Source organism: Pseudoalteromonas sp. 2CM41L, assembly GCF_023161905.1.
In the GTDB taxonomy this organism is placed as follows: domain Bacteria; phylum Pseudomonadota; class Gammaproteobacteria; order Enterobacterales; family Alteromonadaceae; genus Pseudoalteromonas; species Pseudoalteromonas atlantica.
Genome location: NZ_JALNTN010000006.1, coordinates 164,742 through 189,421, shown reverse-complemented (window position 1 = coordinate 189,421; position 24,680 = coordinate 164,742). Strand labels below are relative to the sequence as shown.

The following is a 24,680-nucleotide window of genomic DNA, read 5'->3' as shown; positions in this document are numbered from 1 at the left end:
CTTAATACAGCACACACAAATTGCTGAAAATAATGCTTAAGCGCGTAATTTTATGTATTTGTTGACCTTAAATTTACAAAATTCATTATTATTAAATGTGAAACCGGTTATGAAAAAAACGATAAAAATAGACAGGTACAATCAAAAAATACTGGCAATTCTGCACCTAACTGCCGATTTAACAAACGTTGAATTGGCCGAGCAAGTTAACTTGTCGCCCAGTGCATGTTTTCAGCGAGTAAAAGCATTAAAAGAGGCGGGATATTTTAGAACCTTTCATGCTGATATAAATTTAGAGCAAATTTGTGAGCACGTGTTTGCCTATATGGAATTTACCCTAGAGGACAATAACCTAGCAGCGCGGCGTAAGTTTTTAGCTGACATACACAACATTCCCGAAATAATGGATTGCATGCAATTAAGTGGCGATATTGATTATATTTCTTTTTGTTGCTTTGCCGATATTCAAGCGCTTAATGCAATGTGCGACAGGCTAACCGGCAGCTCACAGTATGCAATTAAAAAGCTGACTACACGCATAGTGCTTGAGCGCGCTAAGTTCTTTTTAGGCTACCCGCTGGAAAAACTTAAATGGCGAGACGAAATGAAAGTAGACGATGAAGAGTAGCCCCTAATTTAGATTAATAAAAAGGCGGTTTATGCGCCTTTTTATTGTTTAAAGTTATTGCTGAATAACCGGTTTGGGGGCAATGGCTTTTGCAAACAGGGTATAAATAACGGCCGTTAATATAATGGCGTCAATCACGCTAATACCGCTCATTGATACGTTAAATAAAGTGCCATTACACACCGCATATGCCGCGCCTACAAACCATGCGCTAAATGCGGGAAGTGAAAAGTTAGCGTTATTTGCCAAAGCCGCTGCGTTATAAGCATGGGGTTTAATAAACAGTGCATCAACAATAATTACGCCCGCTACCGGTACAAAAATATCAGACAAAAACGCTAAAAAGCTTATAAACATATCTAAAATATTTATAAAGGCTGCGCCAATTCCCACCAAACCTAATAACACAATAACCCACTTTTTATGCCAATGCGGGAAGGTAGCCTCCACGCTAAGTGCGGTACTGTAAAGGTTTAACGAATTTAAAATCCAGCTGCCTGCTATCACAATAAAAAACGCTGAAAACCCTAAATTAAGCGCAAGCATTAAGCTTAATATTTCGGTTTTTTGCATGGCGGCTGCGGCAAATACAGCCACAAAAATAACCAAAAGCTCAATAACCATATACGCAATAAACGAGGTGTACACGCCGCCACGTTTTTGCTTAGAAAAACGGGTTATGTCGGGCAATATTATTGCGCCAATAATAACGCCGCCAACAATAGCAGCTACACCATCTTCAAGAGAAAGCGCTGCTGATTTTTCTAAATTAATAAAATCGACCAGTGGCATACTATCGAGCGCGCCAAAAAGCATCATAGCGGTGACCGCAGCCAAAATAGGGATCATGATAGAGGCCAGCACATTAATGGCTTTAAACCCATACAGTGTGGTTATGAGCATGGCGCAACCTGCGACTATATCGATGGGCCATTCGGGCATAATAATATTAAATTCTGCACTGAGTAAGCGCACCACGGCATTAGAAAACAAATCAATATTTACGCCAAACCAGCCAATTAAAGATAAAGCAAAGGCAATATTAACAATGCCCGCGCCAGCATTACCAAACGCTATTTTTACCAATAAATAAGAGCTTAAGCGGCTTTTTACACCTATGGTGCCCATGGCCCCACCAATAAGGGTTAATATAAGTGAGCCAATAATTAACGCCCACAGTGTATTACTCACACTTGAACTTTGATGTATTTCTAGGCCGGTGATAAAAGTGGGCAGCGAAAAGCTGAGCATAGCGGCTATGGCTGCAATGCGTGGCCAAGCAACAAGCTCGTTGCTATTAATAGTGTGGGGGTCGTTCCCGTTTGGCATTGCCTGTTTCTCTTTTTTATTATCTTTTATATTACTATACGCCGCTGGCGTGCAAAATTTTTTATTATTAGGTGTTTATTCAAAATATGAGGTTTAAAAAGTAGGGGGCGCACAAAATTATATTTTGTGGTGATTATTTTTAGGGTGTTAAAGGCGTAACTATTTAGGCAAAAAAAACCGCCAAAAAGGCGGTTTAAAGGTCTACACAACACAATTAAATGTTTTACCTTATTGGGTTATTTTAATAACGCCAACACATCAAAGCAGGCACCCATAGTATGGTAATCCGTTTTACCAATTGGGCTTTTCATGGTATCTATTTTTTTGTTATCTACGGTTAAGATTCTAAACCACGCACCGTATTGATGATCAACTAAGTGCTGCCACGAGTACTGCCAAATTTTGTCATACCACTGCTGGTATTTTTCATCCCCTGTGGTTTCATAAAGGTAGGCCGCACAGCACAGTGTTTCGGCTTGCACCCAAAAGTACTTGTCGTCATCGCATATGCTTTTATCTGGCGCAAATCCGTAACAAATACCGCCGTGTTGTTTATCCCACGCAACGTCTATTGAATTATCAAATAACGCTTGAGCGCGCTCGACAAGCCAAGTTTGTGGCTTATGCTTATTTAAAAACATTAATAGTTTTGACCACTCAGTTTGGTGACCTGGCTGAAAACCCCACGGGCGAAATAAATTTTTAGGGTCGTTTTTGTTGTACTCTAAATCAACCTGCCAATTTATATCGTAGTGCTCCCAAATAAGCCCACCCATTAAATTAGCTTGGCGATTAACCATGTTATCAGCCAGTGTGAGCGCGCGATTTAAAAATAGCTTATCTTGAGTTGCTTCATAAGCGGCAATAAGAGCTTCGCACGTATGCATATTGGCGTTTTGCCCGCGATACGGATCGCACTTAGTAAAGTCACTGTTGTGCTGATCTTTATATAAACCCGCTTTTGCATCCCAAAAATGGGTTTCCATTGTTTGAAATGTATCGTTTAGGTATTCGCGTGCCTCTGTAACACCTACGCGGTATGCCCAACTGTAGGCTAAAATCACGAACGCAAAGCCATAGCAGTGGTTGGTATCATCAAGTACAGTGGCGTTACCTTGCTCAACACTTAATAACCAATTGTAACCGCCTGTTTGCTCAACAAAGTGGTGCTTACGAATAAACTCAACACCCGATTTAACGCGGTTTAGGTACTTTTCGTCATTAAAGGTTTGGTACGCACGTGCATAGTTAAATACAAACCGAGTAGAGCTTACTAGGTGGCGAGTTTGCTTATCAAATACCTCACCATTATCCGAAAAGTTTTGGTAAAAACCGCCGTGTTCGTCGTCTATGTTTGGCTCGTAAAACGCCAGCGTATCGGCAATATGTTGTGTTAAAAATTCGCGGCTTTTAAAGTTATCAGGTGTGTGGCTCATAGTGCGCTCCTAAAATCGTTAAGCGATTTTTCGTTAGGAAGAGACGTAAATGCCCCTTTGTACGATGCTGCATGAGCACCACATAACGAAGCAAATTCAAAAATAGTTGTTAGTGTTTCGGGGTTATTGCAAAGCTTACTAAAAGAGCTAGGTGTGAGGTTTTGTAAGCCTAGTTGATACAGCAATCCACCTACAAACGCATCTCCTGCGGCGGTGGCATCAACCATAGTAACCTTTTTAGGGTGAAGCGTTTGCTTGGCATTTTTGGTATACCAATGCATGGGGTTGCCTGCATCGGTAACCACAAATAACTCACAGCCATTATTGAGAGTGTCGGCTATAAATTCTTCACCCGTTTGCTCACCCGCTAAGTATTCAAGCTCTTCTTTAGAGGCTTTAATAATAGAGCAGTGTTTTAGCAAGGGTAAAATGTGTTCACGCGGGTTAGCATTACTAGGCCATAAGTTGAGGCGTAAGTTAATATCAAAACTGACAATTGAGTTATTTTGCTTGGCAAATTCAACCCCATACGCGGTGGTTTTACGTATGCGCTCGTCGGTTAAGGTATTTGAGCAAATATGAAAAATATCGCATTGCTCAAACCATTCACTGCTAAAGTCACTATTAGTAAAGTGCAGATCGGCGGTGTTATCACGGTAAAACTCAAACGTACGGTCGCCGTCCTTATCAAGTGATACAAACGCAAGGGCGGTTTTCGCTTGGTCGGTAAAGCGCATAAAGTCGGTTTTTACGCCTTGCTCTTTTAAGGCGTTATGTAAAAAATCACCAAAGCTGTCGGTGCTTAGCATGCCAGCAAAGTAGGCGTTACCACCTAGCTTTGCAATAGCTACGCTTACGTTTGCAGGCGCACCGCCTGCAAACTTAGTAAACGCTTCGTGCTCGCTGTTGTTTTGGCTTAATTTTTCAGAGAGTAAATCAACCAATACTTCACCAAAACATATTGTGTGTTTCATAATGCTGCCTTAGTTATTAATCAAGTAGCCAATGCAGCGCAATAGCGGCTGTCCATGAGAAATCTTTACCACCACAGCCAGCGCCTGTTTCTGGGTTAAAATATTCGTAGTAACCCGATTTAAGCACTAAATCGCGCGTGTCGTCCTGAATTTTATCTGCCGTGGTCACAAACCCTGCTTCTTTAAGGCCGATGGCTATCATCCAGTTAATGTGTAACCAAATAGGGCCGCGCCAGTAACGCTGTGGCTCGTATTTTTCTTCTTTAGGGTGGGTAGATGCCACACTAAATTGACTCGACTCAATAAAATCTTCTGTTGCGGTATTAATAATACGCGTTTGCTCGTCAGTTGTTAAACCAGCATAAACGGTTAGTAGTGCCGCCGATGTTTTAACTTTCGCTAGGCTGTTGGTTAACACGTTTTTACAGTAAAAGTATTCGCTTTGCTCACACCATAACGTGTTAATTGCTATTTGAGTTAGTTCTAGACGCTGTGCTAAATAATCGGTACGTGCATCGTTTAAACCGAGTTGTTCACCCATTTTGAGTAAATCTTTTGTCGCACGGTGCAAAATAGTAATAATACCTAGGTCGTTCATTTTGTACGGGCAGGTTTCGTAAATTACTTTGCTATCAAAATTGTTACGTTTAAAAAAGTCTACTAGGTATAAGAAACGGTCGTACTCGCTTTTATGCGGGCGCTGCGACGAATCAACATGGCTGGTGTCGCGGCGGGTGTATTCCCAATCAACACCAGGTAGAGCTTCAAGGGCATCATCCCACGATGGGCTGTTATCCATACCCGATTCCCACGGGTGGTAAGTGACCACTAAGCCTGTGTTTTCAGGATCGCGGTCGTTGTACCACCATAAATGGTAATCAACAACTTGAGAAAATAATGCTTTAACTTTCTGCTCTGCAAGGGTTTTATCTTGTGCGCTAGCAAGCATTTCTTTCATTACTGTTGCCACAACCGGTGGCTGCGAAATAGACGTACTTTTAATTTTTTTATCAGAGCCCCACACATCTGGGCCAGGGAAGTAGGTAGTTGAGTCTTTATGAAATAAGATATGTGGCACCATGCCATCATCCCACTGGCCTGAAAATAACACATCAATTTCTTGCCACGCACGGCTCTCGTCAGACTTCATCCACCCTAGGGCTGTAATCGCTGAATCCCAGTTCCACTGAAACGGGTAAAGGCCATGCGTAGGGACGGTATAGCCACCTAAATCGTTTGCTATAAGTGTTTTAGTAGCAAGTTCTGTAAGCGATGCCGCTGTGGCTGCATCAAGTTTACCGTTGATTGTAGTAGTCATATTGGGTGCTCTTTGTGTGTTATTTTCGATTTGGATAATATTAAAGCACTCATTATGGGTTGTAAATGTTTTTTTTCTGTGCTTAAATCCTGTTCGAAGTAACAAAAAACTAACATGTATACTTGATTATTTCGCACTTACTTAGCCACACTCTAAGTAATTACACACAGACAACTAGCACAATTGGAGAATACCCGTGAATAAAACTACGATCGCCTCTATTGTATCTTTATGCCTCACACAAGGCGCGTTTGCCGCAGAAGAGACTGCGCCAGATACAGCAAAAAAAGAAAATAACGTTGAACGTATTATCGTCTCTGGTACCAGCAAAGGACGCGTTATTTCAGATACCCCACAGTCAGTAACCTCTATTAGCGAAGATGAGTTAATAAAGCTTTCATCAAGCAGTCAAGCAGATGTATTACGTTATATCCCAGGTATTAAAGTAGAAGGGGGCGGTGGTGAGGTTGGAACAAACCTACAAGTAAGAGGCTTACCTTCATCGGGTCAGTTTCAGTTTACGCCACTGTCGTATGACGGTTCACCTAGTTTGAGTGTTTTTGGCTTAAACTCATCGGCGTTTGATGTGTACTACCGAAACGACTTAGGTATTGAGCGTGTAGAATTTGTGCGTGGCGGTGTGTCTAACTTATTTGGTCAAGGCTCTGTAGCGGGTATTATTAACTATATTTCTAAAACGGGCAGCGATGATCCGCAAAGTACTGTGCAAATGGAGCTTTCTGATCAGGGTCGTACCCGTTTAGATTTTGCTACAAGCGGGCCGCTAAACGAAGATGGCCTTTATTATGCGCTGTCGGGCTTTTACCGTTACGATGAGGGCCCGTTAGATACGGGGCTTGAGACTAAAGGCACTCAGCTGCGCGGTAATATTCGTAAAGAATTTGATGACGGCTCTGGCTCATTTACGGTGTATGGCCAATACATTGACGACCAAGCGCAGTTTTACCTGCCTATTCCGCTTGATGGCGACAGCCGCGAGCGCTTAACAGGTAACGATGGACGCGAGGTGGAGTCATTACAAACTGCTAATGTGTCTAACCTGTCTTACGATACTGCCAATGGTCGTTATGAATCGCCAATTAGCGATGGGGTGGTAACTAAAGGTGGCTCAATCTCGGTCGTATTTGAAAAAGAGCTCGCTAACGATTTTGCTATTAACATGCGCAGTAAATACGCAAAGTACCAACACGAATTTAATCTATTTTTAGATGGCGACGGTATTATTAATGTACCTGAGAGCCAGGAAGAGTTTTTAGCTAACCGTGGTTTAGGTGATGTAAGCGATGCAGCGTTTACTTACACTGCATCGGGGCAGGCACTGGCAAGCGATGACTTATTATTTGCTAATCGTATTTTAGATAGAGACCGCCCAGCAGAGGATTTCTCGGCCGAATTTAATATTGTTAAAAGTATTTTTGTTGGCGATTTTAGCCACGATATTACCGTTGGTACGTTTTTCTCTCACAGTGAAGCCGATGACGATAACGTTATTACGACCTACTTGGGGGAATTTAACAATAACCCAGAACTGGTTGATTTAACGTACACCAATGCCGATGGTGATGTTGTTCAGTACACACAAAATGGTATTAGTGGCCCAGGTATTTCTTACACCAACCAAACAATTAGCGCTACCCGTCGTGCGCTTTATATAGCGGACCAAATGGAAAGCGATGATTGGATTATCGACTTTGGTGTACGCTATGAAGAAATTGACGGCAAAATTAGCCGTGAAGGCAGCCAAGTTGTACAAATTTCTGATGATCCATCACTTGCGCCTAATTTACAGGTAAACACCACGGGCAGTGGTGTAATGACCTACGGCGAAGTAGACACCTCTGAATTTGCAGTATCGGGTGCAGCCTTATACCGCTTAACCGATAACTTAAACGTATATGCAAATGCATCTCGCGGGTTTTTCTTCCCAGAAATTAGAGGGATTCAGTTTAATGATTTAGGTGAGCCTGCCAGCTACGAAGCCGAAATTGTTGAACAAGGCGAGCTTGGTATTAAGTTTTTTGATAACGACTTTAGCGGTAGCATCGCGTTATTTAGAACCGACTTAAAAGACAGGCGCAGCGTAGACTTTGTTAACGATGGCAACGGTGGGGTATTAGAGCTGCCTGTTATGCAATCAACCAAAGCAACGGGTGTGGAGCTTACGGGTCGCTACGATATTACCGACGAGTGGGCGGTTGATGCCAACATGACCTACACTGACCACGAATTTACTGAGTTTGACTCAGACCCTTCTATTATTGGTAACGAGTTACGTCGTAAACCAAAAGTATTATTTAACTCTTCTATAAGCTACACCGCAGATAATTGGGATGCTGCTTTGTATCATAACTTTACAGGTAAAAACTTTGCTAACGATGCAAACTCTGTAGAGCTTGATTCATTCCACTTGTTTAGATTTGATGCGGGTTATAACTGGCAAATCGCCCCAGAGCAAACCGTACGTTTAAGCGTAGGGGTATTTAATTTGTTTGACTCTGATGGTGTTACCGAAGGCTCGCCGCGTTTAGGTAATAGCCAAACGTCAGACAATCCTTACTTTGTAGGCCGTCCAATTCTCCCACGACGCGTTACATTTAGAGTCAAATACGACTTTTAAATAAATGCTTTACGCCTATTAACCTGTTTTGGGGTTAATAGGCTTTTTGCATTGTGATGCATTTTTCAGCTAAGTTAGCGATAGGCTTGTTTTTAGGGACTGTTTTAGAAGTAAGCATATAGCTGTTTAGTTTTTTATTTTTGAGAAGGCGCTGTGTTTTCTTAATGTGAATACGCGAAATAATTATGAATATATTAGATTTTTCAATAGTTGCTCTTTACCTTGGTGCCTTATTGGTAATGGGGTTTATGCTACGCGAACAAACCAATAAAAGTGATTACTTTTTAGGAGGCAAAAGCTTAGGGTGGAAACCTTTAGCTTTGTCGGTAATGGCCACTCAGCTTTCGGCTATTAGCTTTATTTCGGCTCCTGCATTTGTTGGTTTGCGTGAAGGCGGTGGTATGCAATGGCTCTCGTATGAGTTAGGTGTGCCGCTGGCGATGATTTTAATTTTAGCGACTATTTTACCTAAGCTTTATAAAAGCGGCATTGTAAGTATTTATGATTATTTAGAAATGCGTTTTGGTCGTTCTACCCGTGTGCTTATTAGTGTGGTGTTTCAGTTTAGCCGCGCATTTGCCACCGGTATTATGATTTATGCGGTATCGCTTATTCTCCAGGGCACTATGGGTATAGAAGCATGGCAAGCCATTGTGCTTACCGGCGTGATCACGGTGTTATATTCACTGCAAGGCGGTATGAAAGCCGTGGTGTATGGTGATGCAATTCAAATGATCATCATTGTACTAGGTACTATTGCTTGTATTGGCTTTGGACTTTATCACTTAGGTGGGGTTGATACCTTTATTGCTAATGTTGATTCGAGCCGATTAGAAGCCATAAAATTTGATTCGTTTGGATTTAGTGGCGATGGTTTTGGCTTTTTACCTATGATTTTTGGTGGTGTGGTGCTTTACGCCTCTTACTATGGGTGTGACCAAACACAAGCGCAACGTGCACTTAGTGCAAAAGATCCTAAAAACTTACGCTACATGATTTTAGCCAACGGCGTAGTACGTTTTCCTATTACTATTTTATATTGTGTGTCGGGCTTAATTGTAGGCACACTGGCTATGAGCAATCCTGAATTTTTAGCCAAAATTCCAGCCGATAACCCAGATTGGATGATGCCAATCTTTATTTTAGATTACTTACCACATGGCTTAATTGGTTTATTAGTGGTGGCTATTTTATCTGCGGCTATGTCATCACTTAGCTCTGCTATTAACTCGCTTTCGGCGGTAAGTATTGAAGACTACAGCCGTATTTCAAATAAAGAGCTAGACCAACCAACCTACTTAAAATTGGCTAAATACTTAGGGCTTATTTGGGGTGCAATTACGTTAATTTTATCGCTTTATGCCGGTGATATAGCGCCAACTATTATTGAAGCCATTAACAAAGTAGGCTCGTTATTTTATGGCCCAATACTGGCGGTATTTTTAATTGCCGTAGTTAGTAAGCGCAGTGCTGCGCTGCATGCAAACATAGGCTTAATTAGTGGTGTGTTAATTAACTTGTTGGTGTCGGTATTTGCGCCAGACGTATTTTGGTTTTGGTGGAACTTTATTGGCTTTGTGGCTACAGCGGTGATTACCCTTACGACAAGCATTGCGATTCCACGCGAAGTAAACGAGGTTGCTAAAGCGCAAAACGCTGAGACTATCTCAAACTCAATTTTAACCGGTAAAGATATCGTTATGCTGCTTAGCATGTTTGTTGTGATGGTATTAATTTGCCTTGCTATTCCATCAATTTTTTCGTGAGCGTTAACCCATGGATTCTAAAAAGTCATTTTTAATCGATTTATTTACCACGGCGGTAAATGCCTGTAAACCCAGTGCGTGTATGAGCAAGTACTTGGAAAATATAGATGCCAGTAATGGTTTATGTGTGGTGGGCGCCGGTAAGGCCGCCGCCGAAATGGCCGCAGAGGTTAACCGTTTTTATGGTGATAAATGCTTTGGTGCGGTAGTGACACGTTACGGCTACGAAAGTGCCGGCGATACTGGGCGCATTAAAGTACTTAGTGCTAATCACCCAACGCCAGATGATAACAGCTTAGCAGCAGGTAAAGAGTTATTGGCGCTTGTAAAAAATAACCCGGCCGATATTCCTATTTTGTTTATTATATCAGGCGGCGGCTCGTCGCTTATGTGTTTGCCGGTAGATGATGTACCGTTTGAGCAAAAGCAGGCGCTTAATCAGTTTTTACTTAAAAGCGGTGCAAGCGTTGATGAAATTAACGTTGTGCGCAAACAGCTCTCGCTTGTTAAAGGCGGTAAGTTAGCACAAGCGGCTAAATCGGATTATGTCACGCTGATTATTTCGGATGTAGTAGGGGATAAGCCAAGTGACATTGCATCAGGCCCCACAATTAGCGATAACAGCACTAAAGCCGATGCGCTGGCTATTTTACAAAAGTACAACTGGCCGGTTATTAACGAAATTGAAGCGCATTTATTAAAGCCTGAGCAACCACGCGCAGCTGATACCCAAGGCAAACACTTTATTGTGGCTAATGCCCAGCTCGCGATTGACAGTGCTATTGATGTAGCGCAGCACCAAGGCTGGGATACGCAAGTACTTGGGTACGACATTCAAGGTGAGGCAAAAGAGGTTGCCCGCGCACATGCTAAAATTGCCCTTGAGCAAAAAGCGCAAGGTAAGCGCGTTATGTTGTTCTCTGGTGGTGAGCTTACAGTAACAGTAGCCGATGTTTATGGTGATGGCGGCCCTAATCAAGAGTACTTAATGGCATTGGCAGAGGCACTTAACGCCGAGGCGGGTATTTATGCCATAGCCTGTGATACCGATGGTGTAGATGGCAGTAAAGATGTTGCCGGTGCGTATATAAATAGCAGCACGATTGCGCGCGCACTTGATGTTGGCGAAAACTTACACGCTCAGTTAGAAGGCCATAATAGCCATCAGTTTTTTAAAGCCATTGATGATTTAATTATTACTGGGCCAACAAATACTAACGTTAACGATTTTAGAGTGATAGTGGTTGAGTAGGCGCGCTCGCCTACTTGTTCTTTAAAGTGGTTTAACGTAACCTTGTGCTCCAATTTTATTAGGGTTAATAGCTATGTTTTCGCTAAATAACAGTAACTTATTACGCTCAGGATTTGAGCTTGGAAAAGGCGATAAACTTTTTCAAGACATTGAACGTGATATTATTAAGGTGGTGTTTTGGGAGCAGTGTGTAACACAAAGTCATATTGTGAGCGCCACCCGAATTCCGCAGCAAACTGTCTCGCGTTTACTTAAATCGTTAACTCAGCATGGCGTAATAATGCAAACCGATACGCTTATCCCTAATAAAAAGGGTAAGCCTGGGTTTGGTATTGCGCTTAACCCCGAATATGGCTTTACCTTTGGTTTAGCTATTTTGCTTGATGCTATTTCTGTAGCGGTCATGGATTTTACTGGCAAAGTTATTTACACCCATATGCAGCTTATGTCAGACATGAGTATTAATAACGTGCTTAAAAGTGCGCAAAAGCTGGTGGACGATATAAGCGCAGAGCATAATATTGCGAGCGAAAAAGTGCTGGGTATGGGCGTGGGTATATCGGGCTTTTTTAGTTCTATGGACGGTAAAATGAATACCCACCATATGCTAGAGGAGTGGTCGCAGGTTGATATTATCGATATTGTCTCTAAGCATTTTCAACTCCCTACGTGGGTGGTGAATGACGCCACAGGCGCCGCCGCTGGCGAAGGGGTTGCAGGTATAGGCCGCGAGTATAAAAACTTTGTGTATATGTTTGTATCGGCCGCATTTGGTGGCGGAATCGTAAATAACGGCGATGTACTGCGCGGTACTTACGGTAATGCTGGCGAGCTTGGCGATATGTTACCGCCAAAGTTATACGCTCATCCCAATTTAGAGTTACTAAAGCGTATTTTGAAAAAAAATGGTGTAGCGGTTGATTCAATTTACGACCTGCACGATAACTTTGACCCCGAATGGCCAGGCGTAGAAGAGTGGCTATTTAAAGTTCAAGACTCGTTTGATTTAGTAGCAACTTGTTGCTCGGCGCTATTAGATGCAGAAGCGATTATTATTGGCGGCCATATACCTAAAGAGCTGGCTGAAAAAGTGATAGCGCGTACTGAGGTTTACGCACAATTTAGACGCGGTGCTAAACGCCCAATGCCTAAGTTGGTGGTCTCAAACATTAATAACTTTCCGGTCTCCATTGGTGCAGCCACTTTGCCATTTAGAGAGCTGTGTTTGTAGCTTAATAATAGAAACTTTAAAACAAAAAGCCGATATTGATTTATACAATATCGGCTTTTTAGTATTTAAACCTATTCCTTAACTAAGTGTTATTGCGAATGGGTTTTACTCTTCAACGAACGGTTCACCTTCTGTCATCCACTTAGCGGCTGGCTTGCCTTTTAAGTAATGGTCAAAGTACTGCATCATACGCACTGAAAAATCGACCTGATTAGGAAACTTTTTCAAATGATGTGGTTCACCTTCGTATTGTAAAAAAGTGGCGTCTTTACCCGCACGGCGCAGGGCTAAGTAATATTGCACACCTTCGTGCCAAGGTACTGCGTCGTCTTTATCCCCAAACATAATTAAAATAGGGGTATTTACTTTATCGGCAAAAAACACTGGTGAGTTTTCGATGCATAGCTCGGGTGCTTCAAATAAATTTTTACCTATGCGGCTTTGCCCTGTTTCGTACTGAAATTGACGCGCAAGGCCCGACTTTAAACGTATGCCGCTGTATGCACTGGTCATGTTTGATACCGGCGCGCCCGATACAACCGCTTTAAACATATCTGTTTGGGTGATCATAAACGCACTTTGATAACCTGCCCATGAATGCCCTTGTAGGCCTATTTTATCAGGGTCGGCTATGCCTAGGTCTATAAGCTTTTGCGTGGCGTTGATCATGGTTTGCGTTGACGATTTACCTGGGTGGCCTATTTCAAAGCGAATGTCAGGTAAAAAGATGGCGTAGCCATTTGAGGTAAACATAGGGAAGTTAGGACGATGATTTAGCTCCATTTTAGGAAAGTCATACATGCGCTGGCTCATATAGCGGTAAAAATACACAACAACTGGCACTTTATCGCCTTTTTTGTAGCCTGCAGGTTTAATTAATACCCCTTGTAGGTCTTCGCCATCAAAGCCTTTGTAGCTAATTAGCTCTGGCTTTTCGCCCCAGGCAAAATCCGCCATTTGTGGATTTAAGTTGGTGACTTTTTTAGGTGCTGTAAAGCTAAAGTCGCTTTGGTAGTAATCAGGAAACTGATGATAAGTTTGCTCGGTAAAGAGGTATTTATCGGCATGTTTTGCCTTTTTAACTACATCAATACGTTTTTTGCCACTCAGTACATTAGTAACCGTTTGTGAGGCTAAATCAAGCTTGGCTACTTCACGTTGCTTTGATTGTAAGTTAACGGCTGATACAAGTAATGTATCGTTTTGGGCAAAGCCTACTTGGTTTTTATCAAGCTTAATAACGCGATATTGCGTATTACTTGGTTTACCATTAGTTAAACGCTCAGCGCGTTGAGTGTTGACATCAAACGCCCAAATATCGTATTTGCTATAAACCAATACTTGGCTGCTGTTATTTAACCAACCGGCAAACCCATAGCCAGGTTGCGGTGATGGATAGTCGTGTTTGTCATCGGCAAACGTGGCATTAATAGCTTTGCTAAGAGCGGTAACTTTGTTGGTTTTTAAATCTTTAAGTTGTACTTGGCTTTGTGCAAAGTACGCTGCATAGCGCCCATTAGGTGCAAGGCTTGGTGTAAACGGTGAGTTTTTAATAATGGGAGTTTGCTCACCGGTATTAATGTTTATGCTGTAGTAGTCGGCAAAAAAGCCACCGTACATAATTTTTTCTAGGTGGGCTTGGTTAGAATAGCCTAATACACTTTGGCTACGATTAGTGTTAAGCGCTAAATCGCTGACTTTTTCATTGCTTAGTTGTACTGCTTTTTGGCTTTTTAAATGAAAAACAGCGCTGTAATGGCGGTTTTTATTAACCTTGTTCCACTGTTGTTCTTCTCGTGGTTTTATTTGGGCATCGTTGTTGTGCCACACGTTTAGCGCTTTATGTTCACGAATCGTGTCAAAGTCATACAGTGATGCTTCGTCGGTGTACTCTTTTGCTTTTATTTTAGCGGCCAGCTTTGGGTGGTTTTCAAAATATAAGCGCTCGCCATTTTCAGACCAGCTAATCGATGCTGTTTTACCTATTACCCACTCTTTATTAGGGGAGTCAATAGTGCTAAGGGTGTTATTTTGCCAAAGCTTTAGAGAGTATTGTCTGCGACGCTCATCATCGTTTACGTAGTTACCGAGGTTAAATGCGGCTATTTCTTTATCAGGGTGCCAACTAATTGATTGTGCAACCACGCCTGGCTCATCAATTAATACGCTTTGCGCAAAGTTATTATTAAGTTCAAGCAGTACAAGCTGATTGTTGTTGCCATCACTAAAGCTTTGGTTGGCAAGTAGCTGTGCGCCACTTGGGCTTAGCGCATAACTAAATACATTATTTAAGCTGTGGGTGGTGCTGTTTTTTAAGTTTATTATTACTAGCTCAAAGCTTTTATCTTTTTTATCTGGTGTGATAGCGCTTTTTTCTTCGCTGTTATCTTCAGCAGGTGTGTCTTTTTCTGCTTTTTTATCAACTCGATAAGCAAGCCACTGGCCATTGTTACCTAAAACATAGTCTTTTACGTCGGCAAATTGCTGTTTCTCGCCGGTTTGGGTATTGACTAAAATGAGGTTATTTTTAAGTGATGACTTTTTCTCGCTGGTCTCTTGCTCAAGCAGGGTGGGTACTTGTGTAAATGCCACCCAATTAGCCGCTTTGTTAATAACGGGCTTGGTGCCGCGCTCCACGGTGCTAATAAGGGTATTTGTTGTTAAGTCATAAACCTGCCCATTTGCATTGCCACGGTAGGGTTTAGCGCTAAAGCTGAGGATTTTACCATCATCTGAAAGTTGGGTGTTTTTTGCGTACTTAAAATCGAATACGTCTTTAAATTCTAACGGCTTTTGAGCCCAAGCAGCCGGGCTCGCTAAGCTTGCAAGCAGTGCAGAGCTTAAAAAGGTGAGCGTTGTTTTCATTATTGATTCTCGTTTTTCACAGTACTTTTAATGTAATAAGTATTGTAGCGAGTTTGGTTTATATTTCGAGCGGATCAGATAAGCGGTATAAGAAAAGGGACGAAAGGGTAAACGTTAGCGCGATTAACTAGCGCTAACGGTAAAATAATAAAGTAAGGTTATAACCAAATTTTTTGTAGTTCAGGCCATTGTTTTTCAAATTGCGAACTTGGCTTTACTTTAAAGTCGCTGCGCACAAACTGGTTCATTTTACCTTCAACATAGGCAAGTAAAAAGTTAGCAAGGGTTAGTTCGTCACTTTGAAAGGTTTTACCTTCACGAAGTTTGCGCTCGCGCAGTACTTGTTTAAATTGCGTTTCTAGCTTTTCGAATAGCCCTTGTACACGTTCTCGTAAACGCTCTTGCTCGCCTTGCAGGGCGTCGCCGGTAAGTATGCGTGTAATACCTGGGTTTTTTTCTGCAAACGTTAGTAGCAACAACAAAATATTATAAACGCGTGTTTGGCTTTCTTTTTCGTTTTCTAAAATAAGGTTAATGCGCGATAAAAGCGTGTCTTCGATAAACTCTATTAGGCCTTCAAACATGCGTGCTTTACTTGGAAAGTGACGGTAAAGCGCAGCTTCAGACACGCCCACTTCAGCAGCAAGCTTTGCAGTTGTAATCCGTTGTCCTGGGCTGGTTTCTAACATTTGCGCGAGGGCTTGCAGTATTTGCTCTTTGCGATTACTTCTTTTTGTCGCAGGCATGAACCTTCCTTTTTTATTTGTTATTTTTAGCTGCTAATCATTTTTTGTTCAAATGAGTGGCTTATGTTAATGTTTTATTCAGTTTGTTTCCAGCACTTTATAGTTGCTTGGCAAGTTGTTTAATTACCTCAAGAGCAATGCGTGTTTTACTATTTACCGCAAGTGCTAACTGCTCATTTTGCCAGTAAAGTGTTAAAGCATTGTGATCGGAATTAAACCCTAAACCACTTTGCGATACATCGTTAGCGCAGATCATATCGAGATTTTTATTTTTAAGTTTACCCTTTGCATAGCTCTCCACATTTTGCGTTTCAGCAGCAAAACCCACAGTGTAAGGGCGGTTTTGCGTTAAGTTTGCCACGGCGGCTATTACATCGGGGTTTTTAACAAGGGTGAGGGTAAGCTCATCGCCTTGTTTTTTCATTTTTTGAGTTGCTACATTAGCCGCTCTATAATCGGCTACGGCTGCACAGCCAATAAAAGCATCAGAGAGTGGGGCATAGGTTAATGACTCATTTAATAGCTGCTCAGCGCTTTCAATGTTTATTAAATTAACGCCAACAGGGGCTTTGATAGTGACAGGCCCTGAAATTAAATTGACATGAGCGCCAAGCTTTAAAGCGGCCTCAGCCAGGGCAAAGCCCATTTTTCCTGAGCTGTGATTAGAGATAAAACGTACAGGGTCAAGTGGCTCGCGGGTTGGCCCAGCCGTAATTGTAATGGTTTTACCTGCTAATAATTGCGGCTGATCTGTAGCAGTGCACAAAGCCACAAGCTCATGCGGCTCTAGCATGCGCCCAGCTCCTACATCGCCACAGGCTTGCTCGCCTTTGCCTGGGCCCCAAATAAGTACGTCACGTGCTTTTAAAGTGGCTAAATTTGCTTGTGTTGCAGGGTGTGCATACATTTGCTGGTTCATTGCTGGGGCTATTGCCACTTTAGCAGGGGTTGCCAGTAATAGTGTGGTAAGTAAATCATCGGCTATGCCGGCGGCCATTTTGGCAATGGTATTACTCGTTGCAGGCGCGACTAAAATTAAATCAGCCCATTTGGCAAATTCTATGTGGCCCATTGCAGCCTCTGCTGAGGGGTCAAGTAATGAATCAGACACCATTTCACCACTCACCGCTTGCATGGTTAATGGGGTTATAAAATGTTTAGCTGACTCGCTCATAACTACTTTTACTTCGCAACCTGTCTCTTTTAAGCGCCTAACGAGCTCGGCACATTTATAGGCCGCAATGCCGCCGGTGATGCCAAGTACGATTTTTTTGTTTGTTAAGTTAGTCATGAGTGTTTTTTGCTTGAGTGTATATGCAGGCTAAAATAACAAATCTTTGTGCTTTGAGCTAAGTTTTTAGGATTAAATAATCAGGCTAATTTTAAAAATTGCATTACAGTTATAAGACTGTTTTTTAATCATCAAGGATGAATAATGCAATTAACATCGTTACCTAACTCACTTCGCCCACGCGAAAAACTCATTGCAAAAGGCCCTAAAGCATTGACCGATGCTGAGTTATTAGCGATATTTTTGCGTACGGGCTTACCCGGTATGAATGTGATTGAGCTTGCACAGCACCTGCTTAACGAAAACAAAACATTGCATAATTTATTTAACGCCAGCCAAGATGAGTTTTGCGCACAAAAAGGGTTAGGGATGGCAAAATATGTGCAATTGCAAGCGGTGCTTGAGCTGAGCCAGCGTTACATGCAGGAGCGTTGCCAGCGCGATGCGGTGTTTAATTCGCCAAATGCGGTGTATGAATATTTAACGCTGCAAATGCGTGGGCTACAGCAAGAAGTGTTTATGGTGCTTTATCTCGATAGCCAAAACCGTTTAGTAAAAGACGAAATTTTGTTTTATGGCACGATAAACTCAGCCAGCGTTTACCCCAGAGAAGTCCTAAAAGCGGCCTTAAAAAATAATGCTGCGGCCATTATTTTGGCACACAATCACCCAAGCGGGATTGCTGAACCAAGCCAAGCAGATAAACTTATCACTAATAAATTACAACAAGCACTGCAATTAGTAGACATAAATGTGCTTGATCACATCATTGTAGGAGGAGAAACGTGTGTTTCTTTTGCACAGCGAGGCTTGATTTAAGGTTGCTTGATGAATAAGTGTGTTAAAAATGAGCGGTTTGGACGGTTTTAGTAAATTAGTTTAATTTAAATGCAGTTTTTACTTTCCCTAAGGGCATTCGATCTTTATAATTAGCCGCTATCAAATTTACATATGAGCTGGTTGGATAGATCAGTATTTGATCTTTGCCTGTAAAAGCTGTATAAAGAGCGCCCTTCGATTTATCTAGGGCACAAATACATGGCCTTAGGTTAAATTAAGCTCGAGCGAAGTTATTGGAGATATATAGACATGTCTAAAGTATGTCAAGTTACAGGTAAGCGTCCAACGGTTGGTAATCACCGTTCACACGCGAGAAACGCGACTAGACGTCGTTTCCTACCTAACCTACAAACACACCGTTTTTGGGTTGAAAGTGAAAAACGTTTTGTAACACTACGCACTACTACTAAAGGTATGCGTATTATCGATAAAAAAGGCATCGACGCGGTACTTACAGATATCCGTGCTCGCGGCGAAAAAGTTTAAGGAACTGAATCATGCGCGATAAAATCCGTTTAGTTTCAACTGCTGGTACTGGTTTTTTCTACACTACCGACAAAAACAAGCGTAACATGCCTGAAAAGATGGAAATCAAAAAGTTCGATCCTAAGGCTCGTAAACATGTGATTTTCAAAGAAGCTAAAATCAAGTAATTTAGTTTTCTTTCAGAATTGTAAAAACCCAGCTTATGCTGGGTTTTTTGTTTTTAGCACTTATCAATATTAAACAGCCCCTAAAATATTTTATTAAATCAACAGATATAATTTAGGCATAAAAAAACCTTGCAGGTAAAACCCACAAGGTCATTATTTTTACAGCTTACTGTGCCGGCAATAGCAACTTGTTTACTTATGATATCTCAAGCACGTTTCTACTTCGTTTTTAGAGCCTAATATTACCGCCACACGCTGGTGGATTGCATCGGGTTGAATATCCATAATACGCTCAGTACCCGTAGAGGCGATACCACCTGCTTGCTCAACTAGCATAGCCATGGGGTTGGCTTCGTACAGTAAACGTAGCTTATTAGGTTTATTTGCATCTTTGGTGTCGGTTGGGTAGGTAAATAAACCACCACGGCTAAGTACACGGTGCACATCGCCAACCATAGCGGCAATCCAGCGCATGTTAAAGTTTTTAGCACGTGGGCCGGTATCGCCAGCGAGTAAGTCATTAATATAGTTTTGCATTGCGCCCTGCCAATGACGCTGGTTTGACGCATTAATGGCAAATTCGTTTGTATCAGCAGGGATAGTGGCAAAGTCTTGTGTCAGTAAAAAGCTACCTTGGGTTTTATCTAGCGTAAACATGCGTGTGCCTTTACCTGTAGTAAGTGCAAGCATAGTTGATGGGCCGTAAAGCACGTAACCTGCAGCAACTTGTTTGTGGCCTGGCTGCATAAAAATACTTTGATCGGCGGCATCTGAGCCTTCTGGGGCTTCCATAATTGAAAATATAGTACCCACTAGCGAGTTAATATCGGTATTTGATGAGCCATCAAGCGGGTCAAACGCCACAATGTATTTAGCGTCTTGGTTGCCAGCTACTGTGTAGTCTTCCTCTTCTGAGGCGATGGCTTTAACTGACCCAGACTCCAGTAAAATATCTTTTAAAAGCTGATTAGAGAGTACATCGAGCTTTTTTTGGGTTTCGCCTTGAATGTTTTCATCAAGCGTTGAGCCTAATACGCCTGAAAGCGCACCTTGGCCAACACGAAACGAAATTTCTTTACATGCTGCTAAAATGGTTCTAATTAACGATAAAAGTTCTCTAGGACAACCGTCTTCTAGTAATACTGGTGGGAGTCTACGCATTCTATTTTCCTGATAACGTGTACTAGCTAATCTAAATGTGAGAGAGATTAACTTAGTGCGCTGAATTTCGTCTTAAATACCTGTATTGTTTAAATAGCACTGTAATAATGGTGCCACCTAATCGTACTTAAAACGCCAATAACAAAGATAAGATTATGAAAAAAATACCACTAATAAGTTACATATTCTTTACTGTGCTGTGCTCTATGATAACCCAAGCGCACGCAGCAATTAAGCCTATAGATGAATTTACTGCGCAAATGAATCACTTTCCTGGGTACTTTTCGTTTTATTACGATACTCAAAACGGCAAAGTATTTTTAAAAGTAGATAAATTAGAGCAGCAATTTTTACTTCAGCAAAGCTTACCCTATGGTGTTGGCTCTAACGATATAGGCTTAGATAGAGGCCAACTTGGTAACACGCATTTAGTTCAGTTTGAGCGTTTTGGCGATAAAGTAATGTTGCGCGCGCTAAATACATATTATCGCGCTAATACCACTAACAAAGCTGAGCAGCAAAGTATTAAAGAGGCTTTTGCATCCAGTATTTTAGCGGGCTTTAAAGTGGTAGCGCAAAGCGAAAAAACGCTCCTGATTGATTACACACCCTATTTATTAAGCGATGTACACGGGGTAAGCCGTACGCTTGCAGCGCGCAAGCAAGGCAGCTTTAGCCTTGATGAATCACGCAGCGCTGTATATATGAATCGCTCAAAAGCGTTTGTAAAAAATACCGAGCTTGAAGCAGTATTAACGTTTAAGGGTACTAAACCAGGTAAATTTGTGCGCCAAGTAAGCGCCGATGCATACGCACTTACTGTACATATGCACCACTCACTTATTAAATTACCTGATGATAAATACACGCCACGCAAATTTGACCCGCAATCAGGATATTGGAGCATTGAGCATAAAGACTATGCAGCCCCCCTTGGTGAATCTATGTTTGTGCGCTATATACCGCGTCATCGCTTAGCTAAAAAAGACCCAAGTTTACCGATTAGTGAACCCGTTGAGCCCATTACTTACTACCTAGACCCTGGCGTGCCTGAGCCGGTTAAAAGCGCGTTACTTGAAGGCGGTAAGTGGTGGAATGATGCCTTTAGCGCAGCAGGCTATAAAAACGCATTTATAGTCAAAGTATTGCCGAGCAATGCTGATCCTATGGATATTCGCTATAACGTTATTCAGTGGGTGCATCGTGCTACACGTGGATGGTCTTACGGAAGCTCTGTTATAGACCCTCGTACCGGCGAAATACTCAAAGGGCATGTAACACTAGGCTCATTGCGTGTACGCCAAGATATTTTAATTGCAGAAGCCCTTGGTGCGCCTTATTTAAAAGGTAACGAGGTGGCTAAAAACTTACAGGCAATGGCACTTGATAGGATTCGCCAGTTAAGTGCACACGAAATTGGCCATACGCTGGGCATTGCACATAACTTTGCAGCCTCGGTGGGGGATAGAGCGTCAGTTATGGATTACCCGCACCCACTACTTAGCTTTAACGAGCAAGGCGAGCTTGATGTAACCCGCGGCTATGCAAGCGGTATGGGCGTATGGGATACCCAAGTTATTAAGTATGGTTACAGCGACTTTACTAATCAAGATGAAAGTGCTGAGCTTGCAGCAATATTAAAAGAGAACAAAACAAAGGGCCTTGAGTTTATATCTGATAGCGACGCACGCGCAAAGGGCGGGGCACACCCTACAGCGCACTTATGGGATAACGGTACTAACCCAGCGCAAGAGTTACTTAGAGTGCTTGATGTACGTAAAAAAGCGCTTTCGCAATTTGGTATTAACAACATTAAAATGGGCGATGCACTCTCGCAGTTAGAAGAAAAACTCGTGCCGCTTTATTTATTTCATCGCTATCAAGTAGAGGCTGCAGTTAAGCTAATTGCGGGGGTTAACTACGAATACGAAACACGTAACGGCTCACCTGCTAAGGGCGCACAAGTGGTTGCAAAAGCGCAGCAGCAAGCGGCGCTTAGTGCTATTTTAACAACATTAAAACCGGCTAATTTAATTTTGCCTGAGTCGGTGTTAGCGCTTATTCCGCCAAAAGCATATGGCGAGTCTAAATCGCGTGAAAGCATAACAGGGCGTACGGGTATAACACTTGATGCGATGGCCTTGCCAGAAGTAGCTACGCAGCATAGTTTATCGTTATTATTAAACCCACAGCGTTTAAATCGTTTAGCTCAACAACAAGTACGTAATTATAATTTTTATAGCTTAGATGAGTTGCTAGAGCAGCTTTACAGCCAGGTGTTTAATGTGTCATCACCTAATACAATGAAAGGCAAAATCACCCAGCGGGTGCAATTTTTAACTGCAAAAAATATGGCTGATTTAGTCACTAGCGACAAGGTAAGTCCAGAGGTGCAGGCGCAGTTACGTTTCTACTTGGTAAAACTAAGCAAAGAGTACAATCAAAACTCAATGTTAAGTAATACCAGTGTAGGAGAAAGCGCATTTAAACAGTATTTAGCAGAGCAAATAAAACAGTTTTTAAAAGTAGGTAAGTGGCCTGAAAACTTCAGTGGTTTACCAATGCCACCGGGCTCACCAATTTAATTATATGTTTTAGTGTGTAGTGGCTACTTAACCTCAGTTCAGGTTGCTAAATAAGTAGCCACGTTGCGGTGCCTAAAAAGGCAAAAATACCGACAATATCAGTTACTGTTGTAAGTACAACACTACCGGCAAGTGCAGGGTCTATATTCATTTTTTTCAATAAAATAGGAATACATGCGCCAGCAACACCAGCCACTACAAGGTTCATAAACATTGCAAATGCGAGCACGCCGCCAAGCATAAAATCCCATTGCCAAAGCGCAATTACACTGGCTATAAGTATTGACCAAATAACCCCGTTTAATGCGCCTATCGCCAGCTCTTTAGCCATTAAAAATCGTTGGTTAGTTTGGTTAATATGGCCCACGGCAATACCGCGAATAACCAGAGTTAAAGATTGGCTACCTGCTACACCACCCATTGAGGGCACAATGCCATTGAGTACAGCTAAAATAGGTAATATATCTAAGGTGCTTTCAAAAAAGCTGGCCACAAAGGCGGCAGCTAAGGCTGTGAGTAAGTTAACGCCAAGCCATACTGAGCGTTTTTTTGAGCTTTTTAAAACAGGTGCAAAGGTATCTTCTTCATCATCAAGACCGGCAAGGCTTAATAAGCTGTGCTCTGCATCTTCACGAATAACATCAACAATATCATCAATAGTGACACGCCCAAGCAAGTGGGCGTTATCATCGACTACAGGGGCCGATATCCAGTTATGGCGCTCAAACAACTGAGCAACTTCACTTTCATCCATCGAAATAGGGATAGACTCACAGTCTTCATCCATTAAATCTTGAACAATTTTTTCAGGCGGATTAGTTAACAGTGTACTAAGTGATAATGCACCTAAAAAACAGTTATGTTTATCAACAACGTATAAATCATCGGTGCCCTCTGGCAGCTCACCGCGTAGCCTAATATAACGCAGCACAACATCAAGTGTAACGTCTGGGCGAATGGTCACCGTATCGGTGTTCATTAGCGCGCCTGCAGAGCGCTCTTGGTAAGATAAGGCCTGTGTAGCGCGTTCGCGGTCTTGCGTATCCATAGCGCTAACCACATCTTTGTACACGGTATCAGGTAGGCTACGTAGGACTTCACCTAAATCATCGTGGCCCATATCCTCAGTGGCCGCGGCAATATGCTCAGGTTCCATTTGTGCAATGATACCTAAGCGTACATCTTCAGAGAGCTCTTCTAGCACATCCCCTTGCACATCTGGGTCAACCAGTTGCCAAAGCATGCGTCTAATTTTATGCGGAGAGGATTCAAGCAGCAGTGCTGTATCACAAGGTGCTGTTTTTGCTAGCATGCGTCTTACTTGAACAAATTGCCCACTATTAAGTGATTTAGTCACTTGTTTTAGTTGCTGTAGTGGATAGTCTTGTTCAAACGCTTCTGGCATTGGCATCCTAAATATTTTTGTGTAATGGAAAGGTGTTTAGTAAGTGGAGTTGCCCACTGTTATTTTCTTTATTTTTTGTGCTAAACCCAATGCTGGGACTAAATTAGTGTTTAAAATTAAGTAACCAAATTTAGCAGGGGCATGGCTTTATTATCCTAAATTAAAGCACTAAATTAGGCGAGTCGGAATACCCTAATTTACTAAATCTTTATAATTTGGCCAGATAAGTCTTTAACTTATAAGGCTATGGTGCTTTAAATTATTCTTGCTCGTTAAATCGTTGGGCAATTAATTGCCCAACCGCATGCAAAGCTTGCTCTGAATCAGGGCCTTCACAGACTACTTTAACTTCTTTACCTTTACTGCTTTCAAGTAGCATTAAAGCTAATACGCTGTCGCCTGCGGCTTCTTTATCATCTTGGTGTAAGGTGATTTTAGCATCAAACTGCACAGCTAATTGCGCAAGGACCGTTGCCGCTCTGGCGTGTAAGCCTAATTTATTTTTTATTAAAAATGTGTCTTCACAGCGCATAAATTACTATACCTAAACTGAACAGGTTAT

Annotated in this window: 19 protein-coding genes; 9 read left to right on the top strand and 10 right to left on the bottom strand. The window is 42.1% G+C overall.

The features are described from left to right. Nucleotides 1–109 precede the first annotated feature (109 nt). On the top strand, nt 110–628 hold the full coding sequence (locus MTF64_RS10250) for an Lrp/AsnC family transcriptional regulator (protein ID WP_024031376.1): 519 nt from the start codon (nt 110–112) through the stop codon (nt 626–628). 54 nt (nt 629–682) lie between these two features. Here MTF64_RS10250 and MTF64_RS10245 read toward each other — a convergent pair whose 3' ends face one another. From MTF64_RS10245 to MTF64_RS10230, 4 genes are all read right to left on the bottom strand, one after another. Beyond that, the gene (locus tag MTF64_RS10245; protein WP_055252706.1) at nt 683–1,957 is read right to left on the bottom strand and encodes a cytosine permease; all 1,275 of its coding nucleotides are present in this window, start codon (nt 1,955–1,957) and stop codon (nt 683–685) included. Nucleotides 1,958–2,193: 236 nt separating this feature from the next. Beyond that, the gene (locus MTF64_RS10240) at nt 2,194–3,393 is read right to left on the bottom strand and encodes an AGE family epimerase/isomerase (RefSeq protein ID WP_248451280.1); all 1,200 of its coding nucleotides are present in this window, start codon (nt 3,391–3,393) and stop codon (nt 2,194–2,196) included. Further along, on the bottom strand, nt 3,390–4,367 hold the full coding sequence (locus MTF64_RS10235; protein WP_248451279.1) for a carbohydrate kinase: 978 nt from the start codon (nt 4,365–4,367) through the stop codon (nt 3,390–3,392). Before MTF64_RS10235 ends, MTF64_RS10240 begins: the two co-directional genes overlap by 4 nt. A gap of 16 nt (nt 4,368–4,383) precedes the next feature. Further along, nucleotides 4,384–5,685 carry a trehalase family glycosidase gene (locus MTF64_RS10230; RefSeq protein ID WP_248451278.1) on the bottom strand — a complete coding sequence of 434 codons (1,302 nt, stop codon included), beginning with the start codon at nt 5,683–5,685 and terminating at the stop codon, nt 4,384–4,386. Nucleotides 5,686–5,881: 196 nt separating this feature from the next. On the opposite strand from MTF64_RS10230, the gene MTF64_RS19985 reads away from it, so the two are divergent. From MTF64_RS19985 to MTF64_RS10210, 4 genes are all read left to right on the top strand, one after another. After that, nucleotides 5,882–8,323, top strand: a complete 2,442-nt coding sequence (locus MTF64_RS19985) for a TonB-dependent receptor (RefSeq protein WP_054982290.1) — start codon at nt 5,882–5,884, stop codon at nt 8,321–8,323. Nucleotides 8,324–8,508: 185 nt separating this feature from the next. Then, nucleotides 8,509–10,089, top strand: coding sequence for a sodium:solute symporter (locus MTF64_RS10220; protein ID WP_054982291.1), 1,581 nt, complete (start codon nt 8,509–8,511; stop codon nt 10,087–10,089). Nucleotides 10,090–10,099: 10 nt separating this feature from the next. Beyond that, the gene (locus MTF64_RS10215; RefSeq protein WP_248451277.1) at nt 10,100–11,341 is read left to right on the top strand and encodes a DUF4147 domain-containing protein; all 1,242 of its coding nucleotides are present in this window, start codon (nt 10,100–10,102) and stop codon (nt 11,339–11,341) included. 73 nt (nt 11,342–11,414) lie between these two features. After that, nucleotides 11,415–12,572 (top strand): ROK family transcriptional regulator, encoded by a 1,158-nt coding sequence (locus tag MTF64_RS10210; protein WP_024031368.1) that lies wholly within the window; start codon nt 11,415–11,417, stop codon nt 12,570–12,572. A 105-nt stretch (nt 12,573–12,677) separates the two neighbouring features. Here the strand turns inward: MTF64_RS10210 and MTF64_RS10205 are convergent, their stop codons facing one another. The 3 genes from MTF64_RS10205 to coaBC all read right to left on the bottom strand — a co-directional run bounded on the left by MTF64_RS10205 (nt 12,678) and on the right by coaBC (nt 17,474). Beyond that, entirely contained in the window at nt 12,678–15,437 is a 2,760-nt protein-coding gene (locus tag MTF64_RS10205) for a prolyl oligopeptidase family serine peptidase (RefSeq protein WP_248451276.1), read from the bottom strand. A 158-nt stretch (nt 15,438–15,595) separates the two neighbouring features. Further along, complete coding sequence (slmA, locus tag MTF64_RS10200; protein ID WP_004587943.1) at nt 15,596–16,183, bottom strand: nucleoid occlusion factor SlmA; 588 nt, start codon at nt 16,181–16,183, stop codon at nt 15,596–15,598. A 97-nt stretch (nt 16,184–16,280) separates the two neighbouring features. Beyond that, complete coding sequence (coaBC, locus tag MTF64_RS10195; RefSeq protein WP_096740186.1) at nt 16,281–17,474, bottom strand: bifunctional phosphopantothenoylcysteine decarboxylase/phosphopantothenate--cysteine ligase CoaBC; 1,194 nt, start codon at nt 17,472–17,474, stop codon at nt 16,281–16,283. 144 nt (nt 17,475–17,618) lie between these two features. On the opposite strand from coaBC, the gene radC reads away from it, so the two are divergent. The 3 genes from radC to rpmG all read left to right on the top strand — a co-directional run bounded on the left by radC (nt 17,619) and on the right by rpmG (nt 18,967). Continuing rightward, the gene (gene radC, locus MTF64_RS10190; RefSeq protein ID WP_024033348.1) at nt 17,619–18,293 is read left to right on the top strand and encodes a DNA repair protein RadC; all 675 of its coding nucleotides are present in this window, start codon (nt 17,619–17,621) and stop codon (nt 18,291–18,293) included. A 270-nt stretch (nt 18,294–18,563) separates the two neighbouring features. Then, a complete protein-coding gene (rpmB, locus tag MTF64_RS10185; RefSeq protein WP_004587946.1) occupies nt 18,564–18,800 on the top strand; it encodes a 50S ribosomal protein L28 in 237 nt (78 codons plus the stop codon). Nucleotides 18,801–18,811: 11 nt separating this feature from the next. Further along, complete coding sequence (rpmG, locus tag MTF64_RS10180; RefSeq protein ID WP_004587947.1) at nt 18,812–18,967, top strand: 50S ribosomal protein L33; 156 nt, start codon at nt 18,812–18,814, stop codon at nt 18,965–18,967. A 192-nt stretch (nt 18,968–19,159) separates the two neighbouring features. Here the strand turns inward: rpmG and MTF64_RS10175 are convergent, their stop codons facing one another. Further along, on the bottom strand, nt 19,160–20,128 hold the full coding sequence (locus MTF64_RS10175; RefSeq protein ID WP_248451275.1) for a class 1 fructose-bisphosphatase: 969 nt from the start codon (nt 20,126–20,128) through the stop codon (nt 19,160–19,162). A 155-nt stretch (nt 20,129–20,283) separates the two neighbouring features. Between MTF64_RS10175 and MTF64_RS10170 the strand changes: the two genes are divergently transcribed. Next, entirely contained in the window at nt 20,284–22,713 is a 2,430-nt protein-coding gene (locus MTF64_RS10170) for a zinc-dependent metalloprotease (protein WP_248451274.1), read from the top strand. 46 nt (nt 22,714–22,759) lie between these two features. Here the strand turns inward: MTF64_RS10170 and mgtE are convergent, their stop codons facing one another. Both mgtE and MTF64_RS10160 read right to left on the bottom strand, forming a co-directional pair. Beyond that, nucleotides 22,760–24,118: a magnesium transporter gene (gene mgtE / locus MTF64_RS10165; protein WP_004589080.1), complete on the bottom strand. Its 1,359-nt coding sequence runs from the start codon at nt 24,116–24,118 to the stop codon at nt 22,760–22,762. Between the two features lie 259 nt (nt 24,119–24,377). Next, nucleotides 24,378–24,650, bottom strand: coding sequence for an HPr family phosphocarrier protein (locus MTF64_RS10160; protein ID WP_004589081.1), 273 nt, complete (start codon nt 24,648–24,650; stop codon nt 24,378–24,380). Nucleotides 24,651–24,680: the final 30 nt, after the last annotated feature.

Bases quoted from the DNA above. Each gene is read 5' to 3' on its own strand.
- MTF64_RS10250 (WP_024031376.1), top strand. From the start codon at position 110: ATGAAAAAAACGATAAAAATAGACAGGTACAATCAAAAAATACTGGCA.
- MTF64_RS10245 (WP_055252706.1), bottom strand. From the start codon at position 1,957: ATGCCAAACGGGAACGACCCCCACACTATTAATAGCAACGAGCTTGTT.
- MTF64_RS10240 (WP_248451280.1), bottom strand. From the start codon at position 3,393: ATGAGCCACACACCTGATAACTTTAAAAGCCGCGAATTTTTAACACAA.
- MTF64_RS10235 (WP_248451279.1), bottom strand. From the start codon at position 4,367: ATGAAACACACAATATGTTTTGGTGAAGTATTGGTTGATTTACTCTCT.
- MTF64_RS10230 (WP_248451278.1), bottom strand. From the start codon at position 5,685: ATGACTACTACAATCAACGGTAAACTTGATGCAGCCACAGCGGCATCG.
- MTF64_RS10220 (WP_054982291.1), top strand. From the start codon at position 8,509: ATGAATATATTAGATTTTTCAATAGTTGCTCTTTACCTTGGTGCCTTA.
- MTF64_RS10215 (WP_248451277.1), top strand. From the start codon at position 10,100: ATGGATTCTAAAAAGTCATTTTTAATCGATTTATTTACCACGGCGGTA.
- MTF64_RS10210 (WP_024031368.1), top strand. From the start codon at position 11,415: ATGTTTTCGCTAAATAACAGTAACTTATTACGCTCAGGATTTGAGCTT.
- MTF64_RS10205 (WP_248451276.1), bottom strand. From the start codon at position 15,437: ATGAAAACAACGCTCACCTTTTTAAGCTCTGCACTGCTTGCAAGCTTA.
- slmA (WP_004587943.1), bottom strand. From the start codon at position 16,183: ATGCCTGCGACAAAAAGAAGTAATCGCAAAGAGCAAATACTGCAAGCC.
- coaBC (WP_096740186.1), bottom strand. From the start codon at position 17,474: ATGACTAACTTAACAAACAAAAAAATCGTACTTGGCATCACCGGCGGC.
- radC (WP_024033348.1), top strand. From the start codon at position 17,619: ATGCAATTAACATCGTTACCTAACTCACTTCGCCCACGCGAAAAACTC.
- rpmB (WP_004587946.1), top strand. From the start codon at position 18,564: ATGTCTAAAGTATGTCAAGTTACAGGTAAGCGTCCAACGGTTGGTAAT.
- rpmG (WP_004587947.1), top strand. From the start codon at position 18,812: ATGCGCGATAAAATCCGTTTAGTTTCAACTGCTGGTACTGGTTTTTTC.
- MTF64_RS10175 (WP_248451275.1), bottom strand. From the start codon at position 20,128: ATGCGTAGACTCCCACCAGTATTACTAGAAGACGGTTGTCCTAGAGAA.
- MTF64_RS10170 (WP_248451274.1), top strand. From the start codon at position 20,284: ATGAAAAAAATACCACTAATAAGTTACATATTCTTTACTGTGCTGTGC.
- mgtE (WP_004589080.1), bottom strand. From the start codon at position 24,118: ATGCCAGAAGCGTTTGAACAAGACTATCCACTACAGCAACTAAAACAA.
- MTF64_RS10160 (WP_004589081.1), bottom strand. From the start codon at position 24,650: ATGCGCTGTGAAGACACATTTTTAATAAAAAATAAATTAGGCTTACAC.